Raw genomic sequence first — 16,154 nt, 5'->3', positions numbered from 1 at the left:
GGTGGTGCGGGTGTGCGGGTGTGCGGGTGCGCGGGTGTGCGGTGTCAGCGCGCGTCGCGCAGGAAGACGGACCGCTGGACGGACTGGTGGCCGTTCGACTCCGCGCTCACCCGGATGTCCACGTCGGCGCCGTACTTCGGGGCCTCCTTGAACGTGGCCCGGAAGGTGTACTCGACCGTGTTGCCGTCACGGACGCCCGGCACGTTCGGGTCGACCGTGACCAGGCCGCACTCGTCCTTCAGTTCGACCGGCTTCCACACGTCGCCGACCCGGGCCTCCACCGTGACGTCGTTCGGGGTCGGCCCCTCGGAGCTCCAGACGGTCACCCGGGGGCGCAGGCCCGCGGTGCCGTCCGGCGAGGAGACCCGGAAGCTGAACGGGATCGGGTCCGTGGTGATCACGCCCTTGGCCGGCGGCATCACCGAGAGCATCTCCGGGCTGTGGCTGTCGACGACCGTGGCGTTCAGCTCGGCCTTCGCCATGTCCAGGTAGTTCTTGGAGTGCGGCACGGGGGCGTCCGCCTCGATCGTGATCTGCCCCGGGCGGTTGGCCAGGGACAACCGCATCCGGAACTCGATGGTCCGGCTCTCGCCGGCGGCCAGGGTGAAGGCCGCGTCGTCGGCGGTACCCGCGTAGTCCATCCCGCCGCCCTGGCTGAGGTGGTCCAGCGTCTTCCAGCCGGAGGCGTCCTTGCGCTCCAGGGTGCCGTCCGCCATCGCGAGCACCGTGGTGCAGGGCGCGCCCTCGTACTGCTGGGTGGCCACCACCGGGGCCACGCTGCGGGTGCCGGTGGTGTCGTTGTTCTTCCAGGTGACGGTGAAGGGGACCAGGTCGTTCAGCCCGATCTTCCCGCCCTCGCTCAGGCCGCCGAAGGTGATGCCGATACCGCTTCCGCCGGAGGGGGCGGGGGCCTTCGGCGCGGTGGGCTTGGCCGCGGCCTTCGCGGCGGCCTTGACGTCGGTCTTGGCCGTCGCGGCCCCGGCGGCGGGGGCCTGCCCGGCCGGGGCGGCGGCGGTCGGGGCCGCCTCGGCGGTCGGCGCGGCCGGGGCGGGGACGGCCGGGACGGCGCCCGCGCCGGGGGTGGCCGAGGAGGCAGCGGCCGGGGCGGAGGCGGGAGCGGAGGCGGCGACGGAGGCCCCGCCCTCGGTCGGGCCGCAGGCGGTGACGCCGACGGCGGCGACAACGGCCAGCGGGACGATCTTCGCAATACGGGCGATAACGGACGCGTTCATGTGACAGTCCCCCCAAGGACATGGTGATGGTGGTGATCGAATGAGCGGGCGCCTACTGTCACGCCCCGAGGAGTCGGCCCGAGCCCCCCGGCTCCGCCGGCTCGCTCTCCCCGCCTCTCACCCTGATAGACGTCCATCCCGCCGGGGGGTTGCAGCCGGGTTCGAAGAAATTTTTCGCGGCCCCGCTCCCGCCCCCACCCCTGGACCGAGGGCGGCGTCCAACTCCCCGGCCCGCGACGCGTTCGCGCAGGTCCTGGACGCGGTGCGACCGGAGCCGGCGCTGATCCGGCTGCCGCCACCGCCATCCAACTGCCTGCGCGAGTTCGCCCTGACCAACCCTGCCGGGGGCCATCCGCCCAAGCACGGCGGTGAGTTCACCTTCGGCGCCCCCGGCACCAGGGGCGACGGGCAGGCTGTCACCGCCACCGCGCCCCACCGCCGTATGGAGGTCCTATGTCAGCCGGAGCACCGGAGCCTCCTCCGGTCTCTGAGCCTCATCGATGGCCGGGTCAAGTCTCGACGCCACCGGTTCCGGAACGCGCGCGCCCGGCGCCTCCCTGCGGGACGCCGGGCGAGCACCTGGGCCCCGAGGCTCAGTAGACCCGGTCACACCGCTGGGAGCCGTAGCCGAAGCTCCCGTCCGGATGCTTGTACATCATCTGGACGCACACGAGGCCCGCGCCACGGCCGCCGAAGGTACTCGTGTTCTCGAAGTCGTACCACCGCTTGGTCTCGGTGTCGGCGTGGAGCCCCGGGCCGCTGAAAGCGAAGAAGCCCTCGAAGGTGGAGGCGCCGGCGGCCGAACTGCGCTTGTAGGCATGCGTTGCGTACCCGTCAGGGCCGCCGGTGACGAACAGACACACCAGTTCGGTGCACTGCATGGACTCCGCCTGGGCCGGAGCGGACAGCAGCCCGACCGAGGACACCGCCACCAGTCCCGCCGCGGCCAGGCCGCTCTTCAACCTGGTTGACCACTGACGGAGGGCTGTTCGGGATGATCCAGTGCGCATCGCTCGTCGTCCTCTCCTGGACCCGGCACCGCAGTACCGGGAGGAAAGCCCTGCCTCGACGCGAAACAGGGCTCGGATCCTAGAAGTTGATGAATCGCCACCGCTGATCGGCAGGAGGGTTGGTGCTGTAGTCGCAGGTGGCCTGCAGGATCGGGACGTTCAGGTTCGTGTTCTGGGGGACCAGACACGTGCCTGTCGCCCTGTTCACGAGACGCTTCCACTGCGGGTCGGCCGCATTGATGGTGTCGATGTACCAGTCGGCATCCGCTCCGGCGGCCCCGCAGTCTATCTGGCGTGCCTCTTGTTGGGATCGTGCGAGCAGGCAGAGCCGACTGTTCACGTTGGCGAGGAAGTAATAGTTCTCGCCGAGGTACTGGTGCTTCTCCCACTTCTGGTCCGCATACCCGGCACACTCCACCTGTGCGAGGCCGGTCTCGCTTCCATGGCCGGGCCCGAGAATGCACCGCTCACTGTTGTAGTTCTGGATGTTGTACGGGGTCCAGGACGACACAGCCGCCGGAGCGGCAGCGGTCGTGCCGGGAACGCCGAGGACCGCCAGTGCCCCTGAACCGAATACTGCCAGTACCGCCGTGAGTCTCTTCATGACGTACCCCTTTCGGAAGGAAATCCGCCCGCCCGGCACGCCCGCGGAACCCGTCCGGTGCCCTTCCGGCACCGCGGAACCGTCCTTCGTAGCCGCCTCATCGAGCACGGGACTTGCCGGGCCATGGGCAGTCTCTCCGGGAACTCAAGGGAATCCCAAGGCGCAATCAGGCCAACGTGACAAGTCCTTTGCTTACGTTTCGGAATGACACCTAATCCCCGTGGGATGCAAAGTGGACCGAACCAGCGGGAGTAAGAGGCGGTGCAGGCGGCAGCCGTATGCGTGGCGCGCGATCAGCGCCCTGAGTAGACCCCGTTGGACCCCGGCACACGTGGTGGCGCCGCACGCCGCCGATCATCCGGTGAGGGCGCACTGCGTCAGTTCGCCCTGGCGAACTCCAGTCACCCGAACCACACGGTCCGGAGCCGTGTGCTGCCCGCCTGTCTACGGTGGCGTGACGCCAACGCCCGCCACCACGACGTCCCGGCCGCCCAAACACAAGGGGCGAGCCCGCATCCGCGGCGAGAAGGGCCTGCGCCGGGGCGGCAGGCCCTCCTCGCCGCGTGATCAAGCAACCCGGCGAACGAACTCGCAGTGCTAGAGCTGGCTCAGGATCGTCGGGTCCGTGATCTTCGTGTCCTCGGCCAGCATCATCGCCTTGCTGAGGATCACGGCCAGCAGGCGGTCGCCCTCGAAGGGGAGGTAGCCGGTCTGCGGGGCGGCCGCGGCGGACTTCGGGACGATGCACAGGTACTGGTCGTTCGGCGTCATCAGGATGTTCCCCGAGCCGAGGTGGATCTTGTACGTGTGGCGCTCGCCCTTCACGTGGAGGAAGCGGCCCTCAAGGGTGCAGCGGTCGGCTATCGCCAGCCGGGGCACGAGCCGCTCCAGCAGCATGCGGCGCGTCTCGGCACCCTGGCCGAGCTCACCGAAGCCGTACGACCTCCAGTAGTCCCTGAAGCGGCCCTCCGGTCCGCCGTCCTGCCAGGCCGGGTCGTTGCCGATGCTGGCCACGCCCACGAACAGGTCCACGTCGCGCAGGACTTCGGACAGCACGAGCGGCGGGACCTCGGCGAGCTGGACGGGCTCCACCGGCCCGGCGCCGGCCGCCGACCACATGCGGTACTCACTGCCGTAGCAGTCCGCCGCGTTCTCCGGCGCGTCGATCGGGTAGAAGCGGACCTGGTCGGTGGCCAGACGCAGGTAACTGCCCGACTCGGTGGTGTCGTCCCCGTACTCGTCGCCTTCCCCGTGGATCCAGTACTCGGCGCGCAACCCCCACTGCGGCAGCGCACGGGTGGCGGGCGGGGCCGAGTCGTCGACCATCAGGCGCAGCTTGTTGCGCCACCCCCGGGCCGACGTCAGGGAGTGGAACTGGTGCTGGCGCAGGACGTGCGCGGCGAAACGGTTGGAGTACGTCCCCGTCGCGCGCTCGGCGTCGGTCAGCAGGTACACCTCGCGGTGGGCCTGCTTGAACGGCTGGGTGATCTCGTGCCGCTCCAGCCAGTCACGCCAGGCCACGACCTGGGCGGGCTCGTGGCCCACCGGGTGCCAGAGCCGGACCTCGGCCCCTTCGCGCACCGGGTCGTCGGTGAGGGTGCGCAGCTCGCCGTCCGCGAATCCGACGGTCGTGCCGTCGACCGTCCACAGCAGCCGTCGGGCCAGGGTGCCGACCAGGGGGTGGTCGAGGTACCGCTCGCGCCAGGCGGTGTACGGCCAGGTGCGGCGGCCGAGGAACTGCCGGTCCAGACGCTCGCTCTGGGCGGAGAGCATCTTGTCGATGTCCTTGACCGCTGTCTTCAGCTCCTTGAGCTGCTCGGCGTGGTCGCGCTTGACGGCGGCGGGCACGCTCTTGACCTCCTTGCCCGCGGCGTTGCGCCAGCCGAGGAACACCCTGGTGCCCCGGACCTCCAGGACTGCCGTGGCCTCGCCCAGACGCGGCTCGGCCCGGCCGATCTCGGTCAGCCCGTAGGCGGGGACGGCGATCTCCTCGACCTCCTCGCGGGACAGGCCCAGCGCCTCGGCCCGGGTCCGGAGCGCGGTGTCGAGCAGCTTGAGCGTGCCCTTGTACGTCACGCGGGTGGCCAGGCGGGCGAGTTCGGCGAGGGCCGCTTCGCCGTCGATGCGGGAGAGCGCGGTCGTGGCGGCGTTGGCGACCTTCGGGTTGCGCGGGCCGAGCCCGGGGATCTTCCTGAGGGAGGTCTCGACCAGCGTGCCGAGGGCGCGGGCGGTGTCCGGATGGGCCGGCAGCAGGGCGAGCATCCAGGTCAGTCCGCGCAGGGCGTTGGCGTTGTACGGGTCGTAGGCGCTGTGTCCGTCGGACCCGAGGAGTTCATGGTTCAGCGCGAAGGTGCGGCGGCCGACGAGGGCGAGCCAGGGCAGCAGGGTGGTCCGGACGCGGTCGGCACCGAGGGGGAGGATCAGGCGTTCGGCCCGCTGCTCCCACGGGCGGGAGGGCTTGGCGGCTGTGGCGGTCGTCGCGTGCCGCAGGAGTGCCTGCCAGTCGGGGTCGTCCAGGGTGTCCCGCAGGGCCTGCTCGGCCCATTCCTCACCGACGTTGAGGACGGGCTCGGTGAGCGTGCCGGCGAACTCGACGAGCGGCTTCCTGCCGTAGGTGTCCAGGGCCGAGCGCCGGTAGACGGCCACGACCTCGGGAGTGAGGGGGCGGCCGGCCCCGAGCTCGGCCTCGGCGAGGAGCAGGTGACGGCCGCTGTGCACCACGGAGTTCTCGTGGCCGAGCTCGTCGAGCTTCTCCGTGCGCTCCGCCGGGAGCCGGTCGCCGGGCAGACCGTGCGCGACGACAGCCAGCAGGATCAGAACGTTCCCGCGGGCGACCGGGCCGGCCTCGGCCGAGTGGTACTGCCCGACCAGCGCGTCGGCGAGCGCGGTCCGGGCCTCGGACGGCAGCGCGCGCAACTCGGCGAAGGCGCCGTCCCACTGTCCCTCCCAGTAGCCGCTGTGCCTCCCTGTTCCCAGCTTCAGCAGCTCGACGGCGAGGTCATCCGCCTCTCCTGCGTACTGTCGGACCAGCTCCGTGATCTCCTGGAAGTCCATCACCGTCATCCCCCCACCAGCGGAACGAGCTTCAGGAACGTGACCTCGGTGCCGAGGCCGAGCTCGACCTCCTCCTCCGCGTCGGTGACCTGGCGTTCCCCCACCAGCACCAGGAAGCCGTTGCCCGCGAACGCCCGGAGCGCCAGTTCGCTCTGCGCCTCCGGATCGATCCGGCGCGGCGTGCGCAGCGCGTACCCGTTCAGCACCCGCTCGGCATCGTGCGGCCGCACCAGCCCCTGGAACACCTGTGGTGCCTTCGCGTTGTACTCGGCGACCTCCTGGAACACCCTGCGCCGGATCAGCTCACGCACGGTGAGCCTCTCCTCGAGAACCTCCAGTTCCCACCCGTCGCTCCGGTCCCCAGCCGTCGTCTCGTCGACGAACATCACGATTGCCATGCCGTGAACAGTACGGGCCCACTCTGACACTGACGTCCGGCAGAGTGGCGCGGGATTGCTGGAGCCGAGCCACCCGTGCCTTGGCCGGCAGGCCGCGGACCGGAGGGTGGGGCGCCCGGAGGGGTGCCCCACCCGTGCGGCCCGCTAGCCGGCGTGGAGGGCGAGGGTCGGGGAGAGGCGGGCGGCCCGGACGGCCGGGTAGAGGCCGGCGACCGTGCCGATGAGCAGGGTGGCGGCGAAGCCCCCGGTGACGGCCCACGGGGGGACCACCCAGGGCAGGCCGCCCGAGGCGGCGAAGGCGTAGGTGGCGGCCGCGCCCAGGGCCACGCCGGCCAGCCCGCCCAGTCCGGAGAGCAGGAGGGACTCCGTCACGAACTGGAGGCGGATCTGGCCCCTGGTGGCGCCCAGGGAGCGGCGCAGTCCGATCTCGTGGCGCCTCTCCAGTACCGAGATGATCATCGTGTTGGCGACCCCGACGCCGCCGACCAGGAGCGCCACCCCGCCCAGCCCGAGCAGGAGGTCGGTGAACGCCCCCTCGGTGGCGGCCTTGGCCTGGAGCGCCGAGGAGGGGTCGGTGACCTGCACGTTGTGCGGGTTCTGCGGATCGACGGTGCGGGGGATCAGCTCGCGGACCGCGCTGACCGTCCGGTCCGTCGACCGTTCGTAGATCTGGGTCGGGTGGCCGTCGAAGCCCAGCAGCGTGCCGGCGCCGTCCCAGCCGACCAGGGCGGCCCGCTCGATCTCGGGAGCCAGCGGCAGCGGGTCGAGGATGCCGATGACGGTGAAGTACCGGTCGCCGATGTGGACCTGCTGACCGGGGGCGGTGATGCCCAGGCGCTGGGCCGCGACGTGTCCGAGCACCGTCGACGGGTAGCGCCCGTTGGCCTCGTTGAGCCAGGTGCCCGAGCCGACCGCGCCGCGTACGACGTCCAGCAGTCCTTCGGTGGCGGCCTTCACGGTGATGCCGCCGGTCTCGTCGTCGGGGATCTTCTCGCTGCGCCGGACGGACTGCGCCAGGTCACCGGTCGCGCCGACCTGCTCGACCCCGGGGACGCGGCTCAGCATGCCGACCGACTCCTCGGGCAGCTTCACCTTCTCGCCGAACAGCCCCTGGCCGGGGGAGGCCACCAGCAGGTTGGTGCCCAACCGGTCGAGCTGCCGCAGGAGTTGGGCCTTGCTGGAGGAGGAGATGCCGACCACCGCGATCATGGTGGCGATGCCGATGGCGATGCCCAGCGCGGACAGCACCACCCGCAGCGGCCGGGTGCGCAGGCCGGCCGAGCCGACGTGGAGGACGTCACGGGGGCCGAGCCGGGCCGGGGAGAGCCGTGTGCGGCTCATCGCTCCCCACCCCGATCGGCCGGGACGGCGGCGCCGGTGCGCAGGTCCGCCACGACGCGGCCGTCGCGGATCCGGACCTGGCGGGGCAGGCTGTCGGCGATCTCGCCGTCGTGGGTGATCACCGCGATGGTGGCACCGTCGGCGTTGAGGTCGTGCAGCAGCTCCATCACCGCTTCGCTCGAGGCGGAGTCCAGCGCGCCGGTCGGCTCGTCGGCCAGCAGCAGGTCCGGCTCGCCGACCACCGCCCGGGCGATCGCCACCCGCTGCCGCTGGCCGCCCGACAGCTCGTGCGGCCGGTGGTGCATGCGGTCCGCGAGCCCGACCCGCTCCAGGGCCAGGGCCGCGCGCCTGCGGCGCTGGGCGCGCGGCAGGCCCGAGTAGAGCAGGCCCTCGGCGACGTTGTCCCGGGCGCTGACCCCGGCCACCAGGTGGAAGGACTGGAAGACGAAGCCGATGTGCCGGGCGCGCAGGGCGGACAGCCGGCGGTCGGAGAGGGCGGCGACGTCGTGGCCCGCCAGGGTGACGGATCCGGCGCTGGGCCGGTCCAGGGTGCCGACGATGTGCAGCAGGGTGGACTTGCCCGACCCCGAAGGGCCGACGATGGCGAGCAGTTCGCCGCTTCCGATGCGCAGGTCCACCCCCTGCAGCGCCACGACCCCGCCCGGATACTCCTTGGTGACCTGGTTCAACTCGACCACCGCGCTCATGACGTGGGCACCCCGACCTTCATTCCCTCGGCCAGGCCGGTCCCGCTGACCTCGACCCGGCCCTGTCCGAACATGCCGAGTTCGACCGGGACTTCGCGCACCTTCCCGTTCTCCACGACCTGGATGCCGAAGCCCCCGCCGGTCAGCGCGAGCAGGGCGTTGACCGGTACCGTCAGCACGCCCTTGCGGACCTCGCCCTCGAGCTCGACGGTGACCGGCGCCTGGTCGAAGCCCTCGGCCTGCCCCGGGTCGTCGAAGACCACCCGGGCGGTGATCTTGGCGGGCTTGTCCTGGGAGCCCTGCTCCTTGCCGTCCTCACCGATGGTGCGGTCGACGGAGGCGACCTTGCCCTTGGCCCTGCCGCCGCCGGGCAGAGCGACCTCGACCCGGGTACCGGGCTTGGCGAGGTCGGCCCGGGAGACCTCGATCCTGATCTGCACCTGCCGTTCGGAGCCGGTGGTGGTGAGGACCGGCTTGCCGGGAGCGGCCTGGTCGCCGACGGCCGCGTCGTTCTTCTTGATCCGCACCGGACCGGGCGAGAAGGCGATCTGCTCGGGGCCGATCTCGCCGGTCTGGGCCAGACCGTGGGCCTTCTGCCAGCGCTTGACCGCCTCCACGGTGCCGGGGGTGAACTCCTCGTCCGCGGCCAGCCCCTTGCCGTGGCCCAGGGCGCGGAGGTTCTCCTTCAGCTGTCTGACGTCCGGCCCCTTGTCGCCGGCCTTCAGCGTCCGGTACACGGGGCGCTCGCCGACCATGAGCCGGACCTTCCGGCCGTCGACCTCGTAGAGGACCCCGTCGCGCTCCACCAGCGCGCCGGCCTCCGGGAGCCAGGTGAGGGTGCCCGTCACACCGGCGTTGAACCGGCGCTCCTCGGCGTACCCGAGGGTCCCGTCCACCCGGGTCCGGCTGCTCAGGTCCTGCCGTTCCACCGAGCCCGTGCTCGGCGGCAGCCCGTCCGTGCGGTCCGTGCCGGCGCTCGCGCCGCCGCCGGTCTGCGACAGGGCCGTGACCCCGCCCACCAGCGAGACCGAGGTGACCAGCGCGGCGATCAGGTACGTTCGGCGGCTCCGCCCGCGCTCACTCCGCATTCTGACCACTGCACGCCTTGTTCGCCTTGTCGAACCTGTCCTTGTCGGGGCCCTCCGGGACCTTCATCGCCTGTCCCGACATCGCCGAGTCGCCGTCGAACTTCGGGTCCGGCATGTCCACACCGTTACCGCGCATGCACTGGGCGAACTTGAGAGCCCTGTCCTTGTCGGCCTGGGACATCTTCGCGCCGCCCGCGCCACCGGCTCCACCGCAGGCCTTGAGGGCTTCCGCCATCTTGTCCTGGCCGCCCTCGAGGACCAGGCCCCGCGGGTCCTGGCCCGGCTCCGGCTCCTTCACCTGGGCGCCGTGTTCGCGCAGGCACTTACGGTGCTCGTAGGCCTGGTCCGCCGCCGCGCCCCTGCCCGACGAGTCCGAGCCGGCGCCCCCGCCGGAGCCCGTGGCGCCTCCGCCACAGGCCGCGGTGAACAGCGCCATCCCCGCCACCAGCACGGCCGCCGCGCCGTACCTGTGGTTCCGCATGTGGTTCCGCATGGAATTCCTCCGAGTCCGATTGCGAGTGGCCGGCCACCGTGTCCGATACGTCTCCGATACCGGGTGACCGACGACGCAGAGGCTGGCACGCACCCGCGTTTCGCCGCTGTCAGCCGAGACCTTTACGGCGACGAAAGGTGGCTTTCAGGTACACCTGATGTCATGCGTGTACTGATCGTGGAGGACGAGGAATTCCTGGCGGACATGATCGCCGAGGGATTGCGGCGCGACGCCCTGGCCGTCGACGTCGTGTACAACGGCGCCGACGCGCTGGAACGGCTGCGCCTCACCGACTACGACGTGCTCGTACTCGACCGCGACCTGCCCGGAGCGCACGGCGACGAGGTGTGCCGGAGCGTCGTCGAGCAGCGGCTGCTGACCCGGGTGCTGATGCTCACCGCCGCCGGCACCGTCCGCGACCGCGTCGACGGCCTGGACCTGGGCGCGGACGACTACCTCACCAAGCCGTTCGCCTACGAGGAACTGCTGGCCCGGGTCCTGGCCCTCGGCCGCCGCACCCACCCCGCCCTTCCGCCGGTCATCGAACGTGCCGGCATCACCCTCGACACCGCCCGCCGCCAGGCCTTCCGGGAGGGCCGCTACCTCGCCCTGTCCCGCAAGGAGTTCGGCGTACTGGAGGTGCTGATGCAGGCCGAGGGCGCCGTGGTCAGCGGTGAGGACCTGATCGACCAGGTGTGGGAGCGGAACATGGGATACCGCACCAACGCGGTCCGGGTCGCCCTCAGCAAACTCCGCGCCAAGCTCGGCGAGCCCTCGGTCATCGACACCGTGCCCGGCCACGGCTACCGCATCGGCGTCCCGGCGTGAGGCGCTCCGCCCCGGTCGGCCCGAACCGCCTTCCGCTGCTTCCGCTGCCGGGCAGAGCACGCCGGCGGCTACCGGGCAGAGCACGCCCGCGGCTGCCGGGCGGGGAGCGGGGCCGGCTGACCATGCTCTACGGCGGGCTGCTCGTCCTCGCCGGGGCGATGCTCATCGTCCTGGTCAACTTCCTGGTCCGGGAGGGGCTGTACACCTCGATCAGCACGGCCGTCGCCGTCGAACCGCGACTGGCCACACTGGCGACCCCGGACCCGGCCGCCGCGGCGAAGACCCTCACGGTGGGAACCGCCGCACCCGCGAACGCCCCACCCGCGAACGCTCCACCCGGGAGCGCCCCCGCCGGAGCCGATCCCGCCGACGGCGGACAGTCCCACTTCCAGGCCGTCAAGGTCGTCACCCAGGCCGCCGAGCAGGCCGCCCAGAACCAGCTGCTGACCGTCTCCCTGATCGCTCTGGCCGCCTTCGCCGTCATCTCGATGGCACTGGCCTGGTGGATGTCGGGACGGGTGCTGCGCCCGGTGGCGGTGATCACCAACACGGCGCGGCGGCTCTCGGGCGAGAACCTGCACGAGCGGATCGCCCTCGACGCACCCCCGGGCGAACTCAAACAGCTCGCCGACACCTTCGACGACATGCTCGACCGCATGGAGCAACTGGTCGGTGCGCAGCAGCGGTTCGCGGCCAACGCCGCACACGAACTGCGCACTCCGCTCGCGGTGCAGCGGGCCGCGGCCGAGATCGGGCTGGCCACCGGGGACCCGGCCGCCGTCGCCCGGGTCCGCCGCAAACTGATCGAGGTCTCCGAGAGCAGCGAACGGCTCATCGAGGGCCTGCTGTTGCTGTCCGTCTCCGACCAGAGGCTGGACCACCGCGAACCGGTCGCACTGGACCGGCTGGCCCGCGCGGTGGCCGCCGAGTGCGCCGCCCCGGAGGAAGCCCGGGCGAACGGCGTCACCGTCCGGACCGACACCGCCCCCGTGTCCGTCGAGGGTGATCCGGTGCTGCTGGCACACCTGGTACGCAACCTGGTCGGCAACGCCCTGCGCTACAACCACGACGGCGGCCGGGTCGACGTCGACGTGCGCGACGGCGTCCTGGAGGTCGCCAACACCGGCCCCCAGGTGCCGCCGGAGACGGTCCCCTACCTCTTCGAGCCCTTCCGCCGCCTCCAGGAGCGTCGGCACAGCCCGCGTGAGGGCGCGGGCCTGGGCCTGTCCATCGTCGCCTCCATCGCGCGCGCCCACCACGCCACCGTCACCGCCGACCCCGGCAGCACGGGCGGACTGCGCGTCCGGGTCGAGTTCCCCACGGCCTGACCCGGCGGCCAGGGGCACCCGCAGGGCACGCGATCGGCCTCGCCCACCGCCCCGGCGCCTACTGGGCGCTGGGTTCCCGGGTCGCCGTGCGGTAGAAGTTCAGCGAGACCGGTCCCTTCGTGCTGGTCGCCTCCGGGCTCTTGCCCGTCATCTTCCGCTTCTCGGCAGCGTGGTACCGGAGGTCCTCGACGCTGTCCGCCGGCGGGACCGGATTGTCGGCCTCGAAGAGCTGGGAATGTCCCGAGTCGGCCACGACGAAGGTGTCCCCGTGCATGTTGGCCTGGCTCTCGCCCGCGTCGCCGAAGTTCGCCGCCACCAGGATGTGGACGCCTTCGTACGGTTCGTTCCAGAGGCTCTCCGCGGCGTTGTCCGAGCATATTTGGAGACGGACCTGAACGCCCTTCACGGTGGTCTCGAAGTTCTCCTGCCCGATGGCGAAGAAGCCTTGCTCCATCTCCTCCTGTGAACGGTCCGGAGCTCCTCCCCAGTCCGGCGCCTCGAAACGCTTCGTGTAGGTCTTCGGATCCTGGCCGCCCTGGAAGACACGCGCGTAGTTGTCGAACACGGTCACGTTGCCCGACCCGTCGGGGTCAGGTCCTTGCTCCCAGATCTCCTCCAGCTCCGCTACCGAGTCCTTCGCGTATCCGTTGTCGGCACCCATGTTCTCCTTGAGCCGCTTCCGGCCCTCCTGCTGGTCGGCGCGCGCCTGGTCCGATTCGTGCGCGTCGAGGGAACGTCGGCGGCCGATGGTTCCCGGCACCACCAGGTAGTTGCTGGGCAGGATCGCCAGGCGGTCGGCGAGCCACTCGTCCACGCCGGCCGCCTGGTCCCCGCTCAGGAAGTGGGTGCCCTGGCCGCTGAAGTAGTACTCCGGCGCGGTGAAGATGTACACCTGCTCGGGGTCGTACCGCTTGCTCCATTCGAGGAACGCGGTGTCCAGCGCCTCGCCCAGGAGCTTCTTCTTCTTATCCAGCTCGACGGCCGACCACTGCGCACCCGCTTTCATCACCTTGTCCGTGGGGGCCTGGACACTGGCGATGTGGACACCGGTCCTGTCCGCGCCGATCTCCGTGTCATGGGGATCGAACGTCTCGCGCGCCCACGGCTCGGTGCTCCCGAGGCGCCCGCCGGCGGCCTCCGCGAGGTTCGCCGCGACCTCGCGGTCCTCCTCCGCCGTCGCGCGCTGCACCGCTACGTCGGTACGGGTGCCGACGGCGGCTCCGCCCTCGGTCCGCGCCGGCGGAAGCACCGACCGCCGCATGACGCGAACGGCGTTGGCCTCGGCCTCGCGTTCGAAGCGGTCGGAGGGGTCGGAGACCTTCAGCCCGGTGCCGTCGTCCGTTCCGGCGACGGGGCCCTGGCGCTGCTGGATGACGTGGGTGAGTTCGTGGGCGAGGGTGTGCTTGTCGCCTCCGCCCTCGCCGATGACGACGTGGTGGCCGGAGGTGTAGGCGCGGGCGCCCACGTCCACTGCCGAGGCCCGCGCGGCGGCGTCCGTGTGGATGCGGACGTCCGAGAAGTCCGCGCCGAGCCGGCCTTCCATCTCGGCGCGCGTGCCGTGGTCGAGCGGATGCCCCGGGGAGCGCAGCACGTCCTGGACGGTGGAGCGCTGAACGGCGTGTTCGGTCTGCCCGTAGTCGAATTCGTCGCCCTGCCGGGGCTGTTCCTGAGCCCCTGGCCGTCCGGTCCGGCGGAGCATCCGGACGACCGCCGCGTTGCCGACGCTGCGCTGGAGGGCCAGGAGAGGCGGCGCGCCCCCGACTGCGGGCTTGCTCACCGGTGGACGGCTGCGCTCGGCCTCATCGGTCTTCGCGCTGTGCTGGGCGTGCATGGTCTCCCTCTCGCACGGCAGGCGGTCACCCTCCTGACTAACAGACGGGCAGGGGCTCCACCAGAGGCGCGAAGGCAGTCCGGGCTGCCTGATCGGGCATGACGCGCTGCCCGTCGCGCAGGCACGGCCACCGTTCGGCCGCACGCCATCGCCCTGCGTGAGGGCCTGCTGCGGCACCCGGCCGCCGGATCGGCCGCACTTGCCCCCGGGTGGGCTGCGGGACGAGGCTGGAGGGGAGAGGGAAACGGGTGCGGGAGGCGTCGCTCGTGGACGGAGACGAGCCTGCCGGCCGGTCCGCCGGCGGGCACCGGAGTGTGCCGCACACGGCCGACCTGCGGGTCGAGGCATGGGCGCCGACGGCGGAGGGCTGTATCGGCGAGCTGGTGCACGGCGTCGTCGGCAGTTTCGCCGACCTGGCCGGCGCGCGGATCGTCGGTGAGCGCGGCTGCACGGTCCTCGCGGTGAGCGATCCGGACCTGCTGGCGGGCGTCCTGGAGGAGGTCGTCTACCGGATGGACGTCGACGGCGAGCTGCCGGTGGCGGTGGCGGTCGGTCCGATCGAGGGCCTGGACGGCGCCCGTCGGGTGGCGGTCCGGTTCCGGATGGCCGACGCCGCCACGGCCGCCCTGGTCGGCGCCGTGCCGAAGGCCGTCTCACTGCACGACCTGGACCTGAGCGCCGGGCCGGACGGCTGGACCTGCCAGGCCACGGTGGACGTCTGAGCCCGGTCCCGGCGCGGTGGGCCGGAGCCGCGGGAGCGGGGTGAGCGAGGTGGAGATCGCACTGACCGAGGCCGGCCGGTACCGCTGGCGGATCGAACCGCGCCCGCCGATGCGGGTGCCCGGGGTGGTGTTCGCGAGCGCCGCGCTGCTGCCGCAGGCCGCCGGGGACAAGGCGCTGGAGCAGGTGGCGAACGTGGCGGCGCTGCCCGGGATCGTCCGCGCCTCCTTCGCGATGCCGGACGTGCACTGGGGCTACGGCTTCCCGATCGGAGGGGTCGCCGCGACCGACGTCGAGCGGGGCGGGGTGGTCTCGCCGGGCGGGGTGGGCTTCGACATCTCCTGCGGGGTCCGGCTGCTGGCGGCCGGGGTCGGCCGGGACGAACTCGACCCGGAGCGGATCGGCCGCCTGATGGACCTGCTGGACCGCACCGTCCCGCGCGGCCTGGGCCGGGGCGGCCTGTGGCGGCTCGGCGGACCGGAGGAACTGGACGAGCTGCTGATCGGCGGTGCCCGCTACGCCGTCGAGCACGGCCACGGCGTGCCGCGCGACCTGGAACGCTGCGAGGACCGTGGCGTGCTGGCCGGCGCGGCTCCCGGGGAGGTGAGCACCCGGGCCGTCGAGCGCGGGCTGCAGCAGGTCGGCAGCCTCGGCTCGGCCAACCACTTCCTGGAGGTGCAGGCCGTCGACCGGGTGCACGACCCGCGGACCGCCGCCGCCTTCGGACTGCGGCCGGGACAGGTCTGCGTCATGATCCACTGCGGTTCGCGCGGCCTCGGCCACCAGATCTGCACCGACCACGTCCGCGCCATGGACCGCGAACTGCACCGCTACCGGATCGAGCTCCCGGACCGCCAGCTCGCCTGCACCCCGGTCGACTCCCCGCGCGGCCGCGCCTACCTGGGCGCCATGACCGCGGCCGCCAACTACGGCCGGGCCAACCGGCAGCTGCTCGCCGAGGCGGCCCGCCGCGCCTTCGCCACCGTGCTCGGCGTCGGGCTGGAGCTGGTCTACGACGTCTCGCACAACCTCGCCAAGCTGGAGACCCACGAGGTGGACGGCGAGCTCCGGACGCTGTGCGTGCACCGCAAGGGCGCCACCCGGGCGCTGCCGCCGGGCGACCCCGACCTGCCCGCCGACCTGGTGGGGGCCGGGCAGCCGGTGCTGGTGCCGGGCACCATGGGCACCGCCTCGTACGTCATGGTCGGACTGCCCGGCAACGAGGCCTTCCGCTCCGCCTGCCACGGCGCCGGGCGGGTGCTGAGCCGCCACCAGGCGCTGCGCACCGTGCGCGGCGAGCGGCTGAAGAGCGAGCTGGAGGCGCGGGGGATCGCGGTGCGGCCGGCCTCCTGGCGGGCGCTGGCCGAGGAGACCCCCGAGGCGTACAAGGACGTCGACGCGGTGGCCGCCGTGACCGAGGCCGCGGGGCTCGCCCGGCAGGTCGCCCGGCTGGTGCCGCTGGGGGTGTGCAAGGGGTGAGACACCCTCCGTTTCGGCCGCGTCCCTCGACTCGCCCGGCC

14 protein-coding genes and 1 pseudogene are annotated in these 16,154 nt (G+C 72.2%); 5 read left to right on the top strand and 10 right to left on the bottom strand.

All coding sequences use genetic code 11. The features are described 5' to 3' along the window. Nucleotides 1-44 precede the first annotated feature (44 nt). The 3 genes from AMK13_RS41990 to AMK13_RS20530 all read right to left on the bottom strand — a co-directional run bounded on the left by AMK13_RS41990 (nt 45) and on the right by AMK13_RS20530 (nt 2,846). A complete protein-coding gene (locus tag AMK13_RS41990; protein ID WP_074003556.1) occupies nt 45-1,232 on the bottom strand; it encodes a hypothetical protein in 1,188 nt (395 codons plus the stop codon). 593 nt (nt 1,233-1,825) lie between these two features. After that, the gene (locus AMK13_RS43605; protein ID WP_074003555.1) at nt 1,826-2,194 is read right to left on the bottom strand and encodes a hypothetical protein; all 369 of its coding nucleotides are present in this window, start codon (nt 2,192-2,194) and stop codon (nt 1,826-1,828) included. 127 nt (nt 2,195-2,321) lie between these two features. Next, nucleotides 2,322-2,846 (bottom strand): RICIN domain-containing protein, encoded by a 525-nt coding sequence (locus AMK13_RS20530; RefSeq protein WP_143204584.1) that lies wholly within the window; start codon nt 2,844-2,846, stop codon nt 2,322-2,324. A gap of 366 nt (nt 2,847-3,212) precedes the next feature. Here AMK13_RS20530 and AMK13_RS45010 point away from each other — a divergent pair. Next, nucleotides 3,213-3,447: pseudogene (locus tag AMK13_RS45010) on the top strand (hypothetical protein); the annotation flags it as partial. On the opposite strand, the gene AMK13_RS20520 reads toward AMK13_RS45010, so the two are convergent. From AMK13_RS20520 to AMK13_RS20495, 6 genes are all read right to left on the bottom strand, one after another. Beyond that, nucleotides 3,444-5,900, bottom strand: a complete 2,457-nt coding sequence (locus AMK13_RS20520) for a DUF4132 domain-containing protein (protein ID WP_380717164.1) — start codon at nt 5,898-5,900, stop codon at nt 3,444-3,446. The pseudogene AMK13_RS45010 and the gene AMK13_RS20520 overlap by 4 nt on opposite strands. Nucleotides 5,901-5,905: 5 nt before the next feature. Next, a complete protein-coding gene (locus AMK13_RS20515) occupies nt 5,906-6,298 on the bottom strand; it encodes a hypothetical protein (protein WP_074003552.1) in 393 nt (130 codons plus the stop codon). Between the two features lie 144 nt (nt 6,299-6,442). Beyond that, nucleotides 6,443-7,639 (bottom strand): ABC transporter permease, encoded by a 1,197-nt coding sequence (locus AMK13_RS20510; protein WP_074003551.1) that lies wholly within the window; start codon nt 7,637-7,639, stop codon nt 6,443-6,445. After that, nucleotides 7,636-8,346: an ABC transporter ATP-binding protein gene (locus AMK13_RS20505; protein WP_074003550.1), complete on the bottom strand. Its 711-nt coding sequence runs from the start codon at nt 8,344-8,346 to the stop codon at nt 7,636-7,638. Before AMK13_RS20505 ends, AMK13_RS20510 begins: the two co-directional genes overlap by 4 nt. Further along, nucleotides 8,343-9,434: a peptidoglycan-binding protein gene (locus AMK13_RS20500; protein WP_074003549.1), complete on the bottom strand. Its 1,092-nt coding sequence runs from the start codon at nt 9,432-9,434 to the stop codon at nt 8,343-8,345. Before AMK13_RS20500 ends, AMK13_RS20505 begins: the two co-directional genes overlap by 4 nt. Then, nucleotides 9,424-9,915: a hypothetical protein gene (locus AMK13_RS20495; RefSeq protein WP_241852966.1), complete on the bottom strand. Its 492-nt coding sequence runs from the start codon at nt 9,913-9,915 to the stop codon at nt 9,424-9,426. Before AMK13_RS20495 ends, AMK13_RS20500 begins: the two co-directional genes overlap by 11 nt. A 174-nt stretch (nt 9,916-10,089) precedes the next feature. Here AMK13_RS20495 and AMK13_RS20490 point away from each other — a divergent pair, with 174 nt between their 5' ends. Together AMK13_RS20490 and AMK13_RS20485 are read left to right on the top strand one after the other, a co-directional pair. After that, nucleotides 10,090-10,755 (top strand): response regulator transcription factor, encoded by a 666-nt coding sequence (locus tag AMK13_RS20490; RefSeq protein ID WP_049650922.1) that lies wholly within the window; start codon nt 10,090-10,092, stop codon nt 10,753-10,755. A gap of 122 nt (nt 10,756-10,877) precedes the next feature. Next, nucleotides 10,878-12,083, top strand: a complete 1,206-nt coding sequence (locus AMK13_RS20485; RefSeq protein WP_074003547.1) for a sensor histidine kinase — start codon at nt 10,878-10,880, stop codon at nt 12,081-12,083. Nucleotides 12,084-12,141: 58 nt separating this feature from the next. Here AMK13_RS20485 and AMK13_RS20480 read toward each other — a convergent pair whose 3' ends face one another. Further along, nucleotides 12,142-13,914: an eCIS core domain-containing protein gene (locus tag AMK13_RS20480; RefSeq protein ID WP_074003546.1), complete on the bottom strand. Its 1,773-nt coding sequence runs from the start codon at nt 13,912-13,914 to the stop codon at nt 12,142-12,144. A gap of 314 nt (nt 13,915-14,228) precedes the next feature. Here AMK13_RS20480 and AMK13_RS20475 point away from each other — a divergent pair, with 314 nt between their 5' ends. Together AMK13_RS20475 and AMK13_RS20470 are read left to right on the top strand one after the other, a co-directional pair. Then, nucleotides 14,229-14,636 carry an archease gene (locus AMK13_RS20475; protein WP_234348327.1) on the top strand — a complete coding sequence of 136 codons (408 nt, stop codon included), beginning with the start codon at nt 14,229-14,231 and terminating at the stop codon, nt 14,634-14,636. Nucleotides 14,637-14,685: 49 nt separating this feature from the next. After that, entirely contained in the window at nt 14,686-16,113 is a 1,428-nt protein-coding gene (locus AMK13_RS20470; protein WP_338016310.1) for an RtcB family protein, read from the top strand. Nucleotides 16,114-16,154: the final 41 nt, after the last annotated feature.

It is taken from the genome of Streptomyces sp. CB02056, assembly GCF_001905545.1.
Classification (GTDB): Bacteria; Actinomycetota; Actinomycetes; order Streptomycetales; family Streptomycetaceae; genus Kitasatospora.
Note: the sequence above shows the minus strand (reverse complement) of the source record. Positions and strands in the feature narration are given on the sequence as shown.